Raw genomic sequence first — 13,454 nt, forward strand, 5'->3', positions numbered from 1 at the left:
CCCCCTGCCTCCCCTGCTCCCTCATCCCCTCATCTCTCCATTTCCCTTGGGAGTAGGCACTACATCGGGTAAAGGGCGTTTGAGTAAGTAAAGCCAAGCTAATCCAACTAATCCAAATAAAATTCCTAGACTGCTGACTACTTGTGCCATTCGTAATGGCCCCAGCATCAAGCTATCAGTACGGAAACCTTCAATCCATAAGCGTCCTAAGCTGTAGGCTGGCCAGTAAACTAAAAACAGAGTGCCTACCTTTAAACGTGGCTTACCGGATAAAGACCGGAAAAACAACGTTATGAGTAGCGTAAACACCATTAAATCCCACAGAGATTCATACAAAAAGGTGGGATGGAAGTAATCGAAACTAGCAAATTCTAAAGGACGATGGTCTGGTGGAATATACAGCTTCCAGGGTAAATCAGTAGGATCGCCAAAAGCTTCAGAATTAAAGAAATTGCCCCAACGTCCGATCGCCTGCCCTAAAATCAGCGAAGGCGCTACTAAATCTGCCAGTTGCCAGAAAGAAACCTGCTTGATTTTGGCAAAGATTAACGCAGCCAAAACGCCACCAATAATTGCTCCGTGAATGGCAATACCTCCTTCCCAGATAGCAAAGATTTTTCCTGGAGTTGGGGCATATTTTGACCATTCAAAGAAAACATAATATAGCCGTGCGCCGGGAATTGCCCCAATCAACAACCAAAAAAACAAATCGCCTAGCAACTCAGGATTAACATTACGGCGCTTTGCCAATTCTTGAGAAAGGATTACGCCAATTAAAACTGCTGTGGCAATCAATAAGCCATACCATCGGATACTTAGTGGCCCTAATTTCACCAGAATAGGTCCTGGAGAAGTAAATTGAAACGCCAAGGGCAAGGTGGAAAAATCCAGTGCCATGAGAAATTACCTAGAAAAGTTTGTTAACTACCCGCGCACTTTGCTAAGTACGGAGTTTTTTACATTTCGAATACTGAAACTACACTTAAAATCCAGCATCCATATTTAGGAGTCTAATTCCTAACGCCTAGTTGAGCATAACTTGTGTCACAAAAACAATTGAGTTTAGCATTCTTGCTCAGAGCACAAGATGGTAGATTTGAGTAAGTTACACAAAAGAGTTTCGATATAATCACCTAAACAACTTTGATATATCTAAAATTGTGATTGCTATTTATCCTGGTAGCTTCGACCCCATCACCCTGGGACACCTTGACCTCATTCAGCGCGGTAGTCGCCTGTTTGAGCGGGTAATTGTCGCTGTACTGCGGAACCCAAACAAAACGCCACTTTTTAGCGTGCAGCAACGGTTAGAGCAGATCCGTCTTTCTACACAACATCTACCTAATGTAGAAGTAGACAGTTTTGATGGTCTTACCGTAAACTATGCCCAAATGCGACACGCACAAGTTTTGCTTCGGGGTTTACGGGCTGTGTCAGATTTTGAAGTGGAACTGCAAATGGCTCACACCAATAAAACTCTTTCTACCCAAATAGAAACAGTTTTTCTAGCAACCTCAAATGAGTATAGTTTTTTAAGTAGTAGTGTGGTAAGAGAGATTGCAAGGTTTGGCGGCTCTATCGATCATCTCGTTCCCCCACACATTGCCCTAGATATATACCAATGCTACAATCACAACTCTCCAATGTTGAACCCAATCTCAACGGAAGCAATCCCCCCCCTGAAGAATATGTCGGTGGAGAGGGAAGCATAGATATTCAGCAGGAACTCAACCGCCTAGAGGAAATAGTTCTCTCTAGTCTCAGGATTCCTCTGACGGGACGCACTCTCATAGATGAAGAAAAGCTGCTGGAACAGCTTGATTACATCCGGCTTGCTTTACCATCGCTTTTTCAAGAAGCAGCAGCCATCCTTGAGCAAAAGGATGAAATTCTGTTAGAAGCGGAAGAGTATGGACAACAGGTTGTTGAAGCCGCGCAAGCAAAAAGAGCGCAAATCTTAGCTGAAAGCGATATTATTCAACAGGCTGAACAAGAAGCTGAACAACTGCGGCGACAAGTGCAACAAGAGTGTGAGGGAATAATGCAAGAAACCCTCACCGAGATTGAGCGCAAGCGGTATGCTTGTCAGCAAGAATTAGAGCAAATGCGACAAACTGCGATCGCTCAGGCTCAAGATATTGAAGATGGTGCCGATCAATATGCTGATGGCATTTTGGGCAATATCGAACAGGATCTCAAAGATATGTTGCGAATTGTCACCAACGGACGACAACAATTGCAAATTGATAACCTCACGCAGCGCAATTCACCTCCCGGTAAAAAAAGATAGAGGTTCTAACAAGAGATGAGGAAAAATTCTAAGTTGGGTTTCGCTATTGCTTAACCCAACAATTTTTGCAATTCTCACAAATCAAATATGATTGCGATATTTATGTTTAAAATTCATCAAAAATGCAATTAATACCTGATTATAGGGTGTAGGTAAAATCTTCTACCAGCATACCGGGAACTAAACTACCTCCTAGTTGGCGACTATCATAAGTGCCTACTTCGGGAATAAATTCTTGAAAATCGGTCAAATCTACTAGGTTTTCTCCCCAGAAGCGATAGAGACTTTCATCAAAACGTAAGTTTTCAATGGGAGCAATAATTTCTCCGTTTTCCACCCAAAAACAAGCATAACGGGTCATACCTGTGATTCTACCAGTTTGGCGATCGCTCCAATTTAAGTAATGCAAATTTGATAGATACAATCCTGTATCCAATCTTGGAAGAATCTGTTCAAATACTAAATTTCCTGAACTGATTTCTGGTGCACGGAGAGTCTCTGAACCATTAGCACCATTGGCAGTTTTTTGATATTCCTTAGCAGTGCGAGAATTAACCAGAGTGTTTACCAAACGTCCTTTTTCTATTACAGGTAACTCCGGTGCTGCCATTTCTCCCAATTCATTAAATCGGGGTACTAATCCGCGCTGAAAGTTTTCTTTCAAACTAAATGCTGGCGAAAGCTGTTTTTCTTGACGCGATAAAGCAGCTAAAGCACTATTTCCTTGTTGGATATCAGCTTCGCTGATAGCTCCCCAAGAAAGCATGACTAATAAATCTGCAACAGCAGCAGGTGCAAAATAAGTTTTGTATTGTCCTCGTGGCAGTTCTTTACATGGACGAGCAAGCAATTCGAGTTGTTTTTTAGCTTCGCTAATTTTGGCTATATAAGCAGATTTATTCCAATCACTTCCTGCAAATGTTCCCTTAACTGCTTGCCCAGAAGCGGAAAATAAAGAATAATCTAAGGTAAAAGAATCAGTAGCAAACCAGTGTTTTTGACCACTGGAATCACCATAACCTTTAATTACTATTCCTCCAGCATATATACCAGTAAAATCTAATTCATTAACTTGTTCTAATACACTTGATACTACTGCTTCTTCTGCCAATAAATTTCCAGAATGTACTTCACGACTGGTATTAGTTCCTGATGGTAAAACTAGATATGGATCGATGGGTAATAGAATCAGTTCGTCGCGTAATTCCTGCAAAGCAGAATATGCTAATTGCCAGTCCAACTCCCAATTTCCAGTAAAGGGAAACTGCCTAACACTACTGCGTTGCTCTGCCATCAGAGTCAGTTCAATCCACCCATCAGCGACACAACCAGTTTGTCGCACTTTCGCATGATTGAAACGAGTGAATTGACTTCTTTCACTACTGAGTTTGACGGTGAATTGTTCATTTTCTGCTTTTTTTATAAGCAGAGTTTCAACCAGTCGATTAAAGCTGACTTCTAACGCAGATAATTCCTCAATTTTCATGGATATTAAATATTAATAGGGAATAAGCCGGGGAAAGTTAGGAGTTGAAGAGTTTTTGACCTCAAAACTCCTAAGTAGCTAGGCGTAAATAAATTAAAGCTTGTAGTAAGGAATTTAGTCCTCATCATAATTGTTCTGAGCGATAAATCGCTCACTACGAACTAGAATTTTATTTTATATTTAATTATGCCTAACTACTTAAGTACCAACTATTCACTCCTAACTATTAACTTTTTCAACTTCCTCCACCAAAAACTTCGACATTTGCAAATACACAAACAGGGGAACCATGTCCTACCCAAATGGCCTGATTTGGTTCTCCTTTACCGCAATAAGGAGTACCATACATTTGCCAGTTTTCAGCATTTCCTACTTGGATTAAGCTATGCCAAAATTCTGGTGTTGTAGCGCGATAGTTAGGATTGCGGAGGGTTTTAGTGAGTTTACCATTTTCAATTAATTTAGCGTACTCGCAACCAAATTGGAATTTGTAACGGCGATCGTCAATTGACCAAGATCGGTTAGATTCCATGTAAACGCCGTGTTCTATGCCGCTAATAATGTCTTCAAAGCTAGCGTTCAGAGGCTCTAAATTTAAGTTACCCATGCGATCGATCGCTGGTCGATTCCATGAAGAAGCACGCGCACAGGCTACTCCTGATACACCCGCTCTAGCTTGACTCTCTAGACTGCCCAAACCCCGTTGAAGTACTCCTTCTTTGACCAAATATTCCCGCGTTGCTACAGCACCAGTATCATCAAAGCCATAGCTAGCAAATTCACCAGCCACGGTGGGATCAAAAGTAATGTTCATCAGTGGCGAACCATATACTAGGTTGCCAAAATCACTTTTATTAACGAAGCTGCCCCCAGCATAGTTACGCTCATCTCCCAAAATTCGGTCAATTTCTAGGGGATGCCCGACACTTTCATGGATTTGCAGCATCATTTGATCTGGGGCTAAAACTAAATTGGTACGGGTAGTTGGGCATTCTTCTGCTGTCAAGAGTTCTACTGCTTGTTCGCCAATTTGCCGCACCCGATGCCATAAGTTTTCTTGTTTTAATAGTTCGAGTCCGCCTTGGTAACAGTTTGCTTGGGAGCCGTTGTTGCTGCGCTGCTGTACAATTGACCCATCTTGGGCGGTGGCTCCGTAATGAGTAGCTATAGATAGAATTTTTTGATAAACTTCTGAACCATTACTGCTAACAAACCAAGACTCTCTCTCAATGGTGCTAGCCCCGGCTATGGTTTGCACAATCTTGTCGTCAACTTTCAGCGTTTGGCAAATACGAACCAGTAAATCGTTGATTTCTCCAGGACTCAAAGCATCAAAAGGTTCAAGGAATGGAGATTTATATTCACCAACGACTTTCGGGCGCTCACTTTCACGAAAGGGATGTATCCACCATTCACTGGCTGCTAGTGCCTGTTTATAGGCTGTTTGGGCAGCAGCTTCTAGGGAAGACGGTTCCAGAGAGTTAGTAGCTGCATAACCCAGACAGCCGTTGACCAAAACTTCCAGCATGGCTCCAACAGTGAAGGATTTGCCATTTGCCTGGGGTAAGCCGTCACGGACTGAACGGCTTGTAGAAGTCTCCTTTACGGCTCTGATACCGATCCAATCAGCAGGAATGTCGAAACTAGCGATCGCTTTTTTAAGTTCAGACCACATAATTTAAGGAATGGGGATTGGGGAATGGGGAATTGGAATCCCTTCTCTGCGAGACGCTACGCGAACGGCTTCGCTCAGGGCAAGTAGGAATGGGGACTAATGATCAATGACAAATGACCAATGACCAATGACAAATGACCAATGACCAATGACAAATGACCAATGACCAATGACAAATGACTAGATCCGTTGAGACATGACAATGATTTGGGATAATTAACTGCGTCCATCAGTTTTGATCTGCGGTTCTAAATCGTAACTGTAAGGAAACGCTGATGATTTTTGGATAGTTATCTGCGTCCATCGGCAGAAAGCCCGATCGTTGGTTTTTAGCGATCGCCCTTTCTCCAAGGTGCGCTGATATGCGGTTCAAAATCCACAATTCACTAAGGGTCATGGGTTCTGAAAATTTGTCACAAGATACACTAGCCGAACAGTTGCTGGAACTAGCTATAAAATCTGGAGCAGAAGCTGCTGAGGTGTATCAGTCGCGATCGCTTTCTCGTCCAGTGTTTTTTGAGGCAAACCGGCTCAAACAGCTAGAAACCAACCAATCTGAAGGCACAGCACTACGGCTTTGGCGAAACGGTCGTCCGGGGCTGACGGTGGCTTACGGTTCTGTCTTAGCCGAAGTGATGGTGGAAAAAGCTCTGGCATTAAGTCACCTGAATGAACCGGAAACTGTAGAATTAGGCTCTAACTTTCAGCCCTCCTACCCAGATTTAGGAGAAAGTGTACCGATAGAGATTTTGGTAGACTGGGGCAAAGAAGCGATCGCACTCATCCGCGATGTCTATCCCGATGTTGTGTGCAATGGTGACTGGGAATGTGATATTGAAACTACCAGAATAGTCAACACTAAAGGTTTAGATTGTTACTACACTGATACTACCCTCAACTGCTATGTATCAGCAGAATGGGTACGTGGTGATGATTTTTTAAGTGTTGCTGATGGTCAAACCAAGCGGGGGGAACTTCACCCTGAAAGATTAGCTAACCAAATTTTACAACGGCTAATTTGGGCCAGAGAAAATGTCTCACCCCCTACTGGTCGTGTCCCGATTTTGTTCACTTCTAAAGCTGCTGATATGCTTTGGGGTACTGTGCAAGCCGCTTTGAATGGCAAGCAAGTCTTAGAAGTATCTTCACCTTGGGCAGAACGTTTAGGGAACCCAGTTGTTGCCCCCAGTCTCACTCTCTACCAAGATCCAGAAGCTGGCCCTTACAGTTGCCCTTTTGATGATGAAGGTACTCCGACTCAATCTTTAGTATTTATCCAAAACGGAATTTTACAGCATTTTTATGGTGATCGCACCACCGGTCGCCAACTGGGTACTGACACTACTGGAAATGGTTTTCGCCCTGGTTTGGGTAGCTATCCCACCCCTGGTTTATTTAATTTTCTAATTCAGCCAGGTTCGGCATCGTTACCAGATTTGATTCAACAACTAGATGATGGCTTGATTGTGGATCAAATGCTTGGTGATGGTGGCAGTATTTCTGGAGATTTTTCGATCAATGTCGATTTAGGCTACCGCGTCCAAAATGGTCAAGTAATTGGGCGCGTTAAGGATACTATGGTTGCAGGTAATGTTTACACAGCCCTGAAGCAATTGGTTGCACTGGGCAATGATGGTGACTGGAATGGTTCTTGTTATACTCCATCTCTGATAGTAGAAGGGCTATCCACCACGGGGAGAAGCAATTAAATAATTCGTAATTGGGAGAGTACTTTTGTACAGCGATCCTAAATTATTTATGAATAACAAGATCCCCGACTTCTTTAAGAAGTCGGGGATCTGGACCTTGAGATAGACTTTTAAACCATCCTCTAAGATTCCACTAAACAGCTTTTTAGGAAAGATTTGTAATCCAAAATTTAAAATCAAAAATTGGTATGAATCAGCGTTTTCGCACCTGGTGGCAGCCTAGAAGAGGTTTAGCGATCGCCGAGGCTTGTGTTATCGGTTTGGTTGCTGCCCTATCTGCGGTATTCCTGAAAGTAGGATCGGGATGGCTGGGGACATGGCGAGTGCATACAACCCACCTTTTTCCAGCATGGCTGGTATTACCTGTAATTGGTCTTGTCCTGGGATTTCTCGCTGGATGGATGGTGGATAGATTGGCACCAGAGGCTGCTGGTAGCGGTATTCCGCAAGTCAAAGCTTCTCTGGCAAATGTGCCTGTGAATTTATCTTGGCGAGTCGCAGGTGTAAAGTTACTCAGCGCTATCATCGCCATCGGTTCAGGCATGACTCTAGGACGGCAAGGCCCTACTGTCCAAGTAGGGGCAGGTTTGGCAGCAGGGATGAGTCGTTGGGTTCCCACTTCCCCCGATCATCGACGGCAAATGATTGCAGCAGGAGCGGGTGCGGGTTTGGCTGCTGCTTTCAATGCTCCGATCGCAGGTGTATTATTTATTGTTGAAGAGTTACTCCAAGATTTATCAGGATTGACTCTGGGAACTGCCATTATCGCCTCTTTTATTGGTGGGGTGATATCCCGCCTCTTAGGTGGTGGCTCTCTTGACCTGAACCTGCAATTAACGCAATCTTCCAGCCAATTTTCTATCCCAGAAATTCCCTTTTTTGTACTGTTAGGTATCTTGGCAGGGTTGTTGGGTGCATTGTTTAATAGCGGCTTAATATTTAGTATTAAATTTTATAGAAGATTACACATCAGCTTACCCCTGCGGGTGGCTTTAGCTGGATTTATCTCTGGTGTTGTCGTGGCTATGCTCCCTCCATCGTTCCGGGATAATACAGGATTACGGGAGTCCTTAATTACTGGAGGTTCACAACCTACAGTAGCAGCGATCGCCTTTACCGCCCAATTCATTCTCACACTCATAGCATTTGGTTCGGGAGCGCCGGGGGGGTTATTCGCTCCCAGTCTGATTTTGGGTTCTTGTTTAGGACATATCATCGGTGTAGCTGAGTTATATATCACTGGAGTTGGTTCTCCGACTACTTACGCCTTAGCGGGGATGGGGGGATTTTTTAGCGCCGTTTCCAAAGTGCCAATCACAGCAATTGTGATTGTGTTTGAAATGACTACAGATTTCAATCTGGTACTACCTTTAATGATTGTTTCTGTAGCAGCTTATCTGGTTGCGGATAAGGTAGTCCCTGGTTCGCTTTATGAGAAACTTTTGGAGTTAAAAGGAATTGCTCTCACCAAACAAGTTCCGATGGAGGGAGCATTAACCAAGTTAACTGCAAAAGATGTGATGCAAGAACGAGTGGAAACTCTGGATGCAGAGATGAGCTTAGAAGAAGCAATGCAGTCCTTTGCTCGTTCCCATCATCGCGGTTTTCCTGTGGTAGAAGATAGCAAGTTAGTAGGAATTGTGACGCAATCAGATTTACTGAAAATACGGGAGAGTGCAAACCATGCACTTCGCGATCGCAATTTAGCCGATATTTTTTTAAAAGAAATTATGACACCTGTCCCGATGACAGTAACACCAACTCACACTCTGGGCAATGTATTATATTTACTCGATCGTTATCAAATCAGTCGCTTACCAGTGGTGAATGGACGGAAACTGATCGGGATTATTACCCGTGCAGATATTATTCGGGCAGAAGCAGATCATCTCAATTGTGGAAATGGAACTCCTAAGCTGCAACCAGAACCTTCATACATAGTTTACCAAACGCGATCGCCTAGCACTGGTAGCGGTAGATTATTAGTACCAGTAGCTAATCCCGAAACCGCAGGTATTTTATTACAAATGGCAGCAGCTATTGCCCGCGATCGCCATTATGAAATAGATTGTGTGCAAGTTATGCTCATACCCCGCCACAGTTCTCCATCAGAAACACAGGTAAGAACGGCAAAAAGTCGCCGCTTGCTCAGACAGGCGGAAGTCTTAGCAAAAAAGTGGAAAATCCCCTTGCACACGCAGATTCGAGTTACCCACGATGTCGCCCAAGCAATTTTAGAGACAATCAACGAACAACACATCGACCTGATTTTAATGGGATGGAAAGGTAACACATCTACCCCTGGTCGGATTTTTGGCAGCGTTGTAGACAACATAATTCGCCAAGCCACCTGCGAAGTCGTGTTAGTAAAATTAGGCACTACTCCCCATTACCCCTTATCCCCAGAGGGGGCCCCACCTTCCCCACTCCCCACTCAGCACTCCTTTAACCGTTGGCTAGTTCCAATGGCTGGTGGTCCCAATTCCCCCCTAGCGATTAAGTTGTTACCTGCTTTAATTACATTGGGAAATGATCCGCAAATTCGCTTGACACAGGTGTTTAATCCATCTGAACTCAAGCCGGATATGTCAATTTCAGAACAAGCCATCCGTCAGTTGATGCGGCGGCGAAAATTATCTAGTAGTGTAGTTGCGCTCCCAGTGCAAGCTGATTCAGTAGCTGAAGGTGTGATTAACCTAGTGAAAACCGAAGGTTACGATGTTGTAGTTTTGGGAGCTTCCCGCGAGGGATTATTGCAGCAGGCAATTCAAGGTAATATTCCAGAAGCGATCGCCTCTGGTGTAGAAAGTACAGTGATTTTGGTCAGGGGTGCAATTCACAAGTGAACTACTTAGGCTTACCTGCAATTGACATAAATATTACGATATAATTACTTTCTTTATCTATGATAAAGAACACCAATAATCAAAGTAAAAATTATTGGAATTAAGATTGGAATAGCAACTATCAGTCCCCATTTACCAAACTTAATTTCTTCACCCTCAGATTTTAGAAACGCAATCCAACCTACAACTCCCATCAAAACCCAAATAAACCCAAAGGAAAGAAATATAATAAATACTGAATCTTCCATTTTTATTTAAATTACAACTAATGACCACTAACTAACTTTACTAAGTTTGCACGAAAATGGCTAAAATTAGAAGTGTCATGGCGCTGTTTTTTTCGCCAATTTTATATTTTGGAAGTTCCCTAATTAACAACTGAACCAAGGAAACTTGATCCATTTTTACTCCCCAAGGGTTGGAGCTATTTAAACATACAAATAAAGCCTGCTGATGCAGGCTTTACCCGTAATAATTTTTAAGAATTACGCAAAATTAGAATGCAACTTATTATTAATAGTTAGAACGGGAGCCAGGGGAACCGACCACATTAGGATCACGATAAGCTACATTATCATCAGCTTTGCGGTTCTTGCGACCCAATAAACCAAATAAACCGAGCAAGCCTAACAAACCCCAATCCCCATCTTGATAATTTCCATCGGTAGCAGCGCGGTCTGTAGTAGTGTTTGTAGCAGTACCATCAGGAGCTGTTGTTGTCTGAGCAGAAGCAGGCATAATTGTGGGTAAGGTAGCCAAACTTAGAGCTAGAAAAGTACTTCCTAGAATTTTGGAGACATTAAAGCGTTTCACGATCACATTCCTCAATTGAATTGTTACAACTAATAGTTAAAGCATATTAAGTTTTGACAACGGCAGCATCAATCTTTAGCTGCAAATATAAATCAGCTTAAAGTTGCATTTGCAATCGATTAAATAAGCATTTTGGTATAGATTATATTACCGAGCCTATTAAATTAGGCAATCATGAAGCCAGCGATCGCATTAAAAACAGCTCGATTACAGAAGAAAAAATTACCTCTTCAGCGATGACAGATGTTGATAATTGAAGGCAGAAAATACAGTAATTCCGGTCAGTATGGGCTTAATAAATAAATGCGGGATGATTTTATAGATTTTACTTGGCATTTTTGTGTGGGAATTTGATGCTGCAAATCTGCATACCCATAATTAATATTTATACTAAAACTTGTATTGCATTATCTATCAATTGCTGTAAAAATCATTGTATTTTTCAGTGAATCGGCTGCCAAATCTTGAGAATATTTTCACCACTCCCGCCACCGGCAATAGTTTCTCCATCGGGGCTGATGGCGATCGCATAAATATATCCAGAACCTGTATCTAAAGTGCGAATTTCCTTACCTGTTAAAGGATTCCATAGTTTAATTGTCTTGTCACTGCTACCACTGACAAGGGTAAGGCCATTTTGAGTTCCACTGGGCAAAAAGGCAACAGAATTAACCTTATCTTTATGTCCCTTTAAAGTGCGGATTTCCTTTCCTGTATTGAGATTCCACAATTTAATTGTTTTGTCTTTACTGCCACTAGCAAGGGTTTTGCCATCAGGTGCAAAAGCGACTGAAAGAATCGACTCTGCATTTCCTTTTAAAGTGCGGATTTCCTTTCCTGTATTGAGATTCCACAATTTAATTGTCTTATCCCAGCTACCACTAGCTAGGGTTTTGCCATCAGGACTAAAAGCCACAGATGGAACACCATCAGTATGTCCATCTAAAGTGCGGATTAACTTTCCTGTCTCCAGATTCCACAGTTTGATTTTTATATCCTTACTAGCAGTACCACTGGCGAGAGTTTTGCCATCAGGACTGAAAGCTACAGAAGTAACTCCGTCGGTATTTCCCCCTAGGGTGCGGACTAACTTTCCTGTCTCCACATTCCAAAGTTTGATTGTCTTGTCTGCACTACCACTGGCGAGAGTTTTACTATCAGGACTGAAGGCTACAGTCCAAATCCAATTGGAATGTCCTTCTAAAGTGTGGATTTCCTTTCCACTGGCCAGATTCCATAGCTTGATTGTCTTATCATCACTGGCACTACCAAGGGTTGTGCCATCAGGACTAAAAGCTACAGAATTCACATCGCTGGAATGCCCCTTGAGGGTTTTGGGTAGAAAATCGCTTTTTGAGGGCAAAGAAATAGGCAAAGAAGTAGGCGGAGAATTAGAGGGAGAATATTCGCTCATTGTATGGGGACGAGTCTGGAAATACCAAACTCCCGCCAATCCCAATACCGAAATGCTAGAAATTAACAGCAGTTGACTTTTTAACGTGTTATTGAGTTTTGGTGAAACTGGCCTTTTGTTACCTGGAGTAGATGCAAATGTTGATGTAAGTACAGTTACGGGCAGTGATGGCAATGGTGATAGCCCAGGTGTCAAGTCAGCGATGACTTCATCAGCCGATTGGTAACGTTTTTGGATATCTAGTTGCAACAGCTTATCCAAAACTTCACCCAACTCTATAGACACAGAAACGCCGTCTTTACCTGGACTGATTAAATATTGTCGCCAAGATCCAACCCAACTATAGCCTTGTTGTATCCACAGTTGAGATGGACGAACCCCAGTCAGTAGATGAAAACAAGTGGCTCCTAAACTGAATAAATCGCTGGCTGGGTAAGCTTTGCCATCTTGCATCTGTTCAAGTGCAGTGTAACCGTGTGAGCCAATAACAGTGCCCATTTTAGTCTGCACTGTTGCTGTCAGCTGCTTAGAGGCTCCAAAATCAATTAGCACTAATCGCCCGTCACTTTGACGACGAATAATATTTTGTGGTTTGATATCCCGATGAATTACTGCCCGTACATGGATAAACTTCAGTACGGGCAGTAAATCTAGCAAAAGTTCGCGAATCTCTGTTTCACTATAGTTTCCGCGCCTTTCCCGTTCCTTAAGCAAGTTTTGCCCATTGATAAATTGTTGTACTAAAAACAGATAGCCATTTTGCTCAAAATAAGCCAATAAAGTTGGAATTTGTGGATGTTCGGCGAGTTCTTGTAATCGGCTGGCTTCTTGTTTAAATAGTTCAATGGCCTTTGTTAGTGGCCCAGTTCCCTGAAGTTTTGGGGCAAATTGCTTAACAACACAGCATTCATTCAGCTTGTGTACATCTTCTGCCAAATAGGTTCTACCAAATCCGCCCTCATCTGATAACACCTGAGTGGGACGATAGCGACCTCCCAGCAGGGGTATTAATTCTGCTCTACAACTATGGCAATAGTTATTTTTATCAGGATTTAGGGGTTTTTGGCAATCGGGATTCACACAACAGAGCATACTGGGAATCCATTTGAATGGGAGTATATATTCATCTTAAGTCATGCAGTATTATCTCTGTTCTTAGTTAATCTCATTGAGAACCTATACATATCCCCAATTTCCTTACCTCATAAGGTATTGAAGAAT

Annotated in this window: 11 protein-coding genes; 4 read left to right on the top strand and 7 right to left on the bottom strand. The window is 42.7% G+C overall.

Annotated elements, in window-relative coordinates; all coding sequences use genetic code 11:
* Positions 1-21: 21 nt before the first annotated feature.
* Positions 22-897 carry a prolipoprotein diacylglyceryl transferase gene (gene lgt, locus G1O98_RS21245; protein ID WP_163931501.1) on the bottom strand — a complete coding sequence of 292 codons (876 nt, stop codon included), beginning with the start codon at positions 895-897 and terminating at the stop codon, positions 22-24.
* Between the two features lie 263 nt (positions 898-1,160).
* Here lgt and coaD point away from each other — a divergent pair, with 263 nt between their 5' ends.
* Together coaD and G1O98_RS21255 are read left to right on the top strand one after the other, a co-directional pair.
* On the top strand, positions 1,161-1,712 hold the full coding sequence (coaD, locus tag G1O98_RS21250; protein ID WP_114081944.1) for a pantetheine-phosphate adenylyltransferase: 552 nt from the start codon (positions 1,161-1,163) through the stop codon (positions 1,710-1,712).
* Positions 1,622-2,290: a DivIVA domain-containing protein gene (locus tag G1O98_RS21255; RefSeq protein ID WP_163931504.1), complete on the top strand. Its 669-nt coding sequence runs from the start codon at positions 1,622-1,624 to the stop codon at positions 2,288-2,290. The genes coaD and G1O98_RS21255 overlap by 91 nt, the downstream gene beginning before the upstream one ends.
* 139 nt (positions 2,291-2,429) lie before the next feature.
* Here G1O98_RS21255 and G1O98_RS21260 read toward each other — a convergent pair whose 3' ends face one another.
* From G1O98_RS21260 to G1O98_RS21270, 3 genes are all read right to left on the bottom strand, one after another.
* Positions 2,430-3,776, bottom strand: coding sequence for a TldD/PmbA family protein (locus G1O98_RS21260; protein ID WP_163931507.1), 1,347 nt, complete (start codon positions 3,774-3,776; stop codon positions 2,430-2,432).
* A 235-nt stretch (positions 3,777-4,011) separates the two neighbouring features.
* On the bottom strand, positions 4,012-5,451 hold the full coding sequence (locus G1O98_RS21265; RefSeq protein ID WP_163931510.1) for a TldD/PmbA family protein: 1,440 nt from the start codon (positions 5,449-5,451) through the stop codon (positions 4,012-4,014).
* A gap of 229 nt (positions 5,452-5,680) precedes the next feature.
* Positions 5,681-5,848: a hypothetical protein gene (locus G1O98_RS21270; protein ID WP_163931513.1), complete on the bottom strand. Its 168-nt coding sequence runs from the start codon at positions 5,846-5,848 to the stop codon at positions 5,681-5,683.
* Here G1O98_RS21270 and G1O98_RS21275 point away from each other — a divergent pair.
* Together G1O98_RS21275 and G1O98_RS21280 are read left to right on the top strand one after the other, a co-directional pair.
* Complete coding sequence (locus G1O98_RS21275; RefSeq protein ID WP_114080557.1) at positions 5,847-7,160, top strand: TldD/PmbA family protein; 1,314 nt, start codon at positions 5,847-5,849, stop codon at positions 7,158-7,160. The genes G1O98_RS21270 and G1O98_RS21275 overlap by 2 nt on opposite strands.
* 188 nt (positions 7,161-7,348) lie before the next feature.
* Positions 7,349-10,006, top strand: coding sequence for a chloride channel protein (locus G1O98_RS21280; protein ID WP_163931516.1), 2,658 nt, complete (start codon positions 7,349-7,351; stop codon positions 10,004-10,006).
* A 53-nt stretch (positions 10,007-10,059) separates the two neighbouring features.
* On the opposite strand, the gene G1O98_RS21285 is transcribed toward G1O98_RS21280, so the two are convergent.
* The 3 genes from G1O98_RS21285 to G1O98_RS21295 form a co-directional block, all read right to left on the bottom strand.
* Complete coding sequence (locus G1O98_RS21285; RefSeq protein WP_163931519.1) at positions 10,060-10,254, bottom strand: hypothetical protein; 195 nt, start codon at positions 10,252-10,254, stop codon at positions 10,060-10,062.
* Positions 10,255-10,519: 265 nt separating this feature from the next.
* A complete protein-coding gene (locus G1O98_RS21290) occupies positions 10,520-10,819 on the bottom strand; it encodes a WGxxGxxG family protein (protein WP_163931522.1) in 300 nt (99 codons plus the stop codon).
* A 442-nt stretch (positions 10,820-11,261) separates the two neighbouring features.
* Entirely contained in the window at positions 11,262-13,325 is a 2,064-nt protein-coding gene (locus tag G1O98_RS21295) for a serine/threonine-protein kinase (RefSeq protein WP_163931525.1), read from the bottom strand.
* Positions 13,326-13,454: the final 129 nt, after the last annotated feature.

Source organism: Nostoc sp. UIC 10630 (genome assembly GCF_010747425.1).
Lineage (GTDB): Bacteria > Cyanobacteriota > Cyanobacteriia > Cyanobacteriales > Nostocaceae > Nostoc.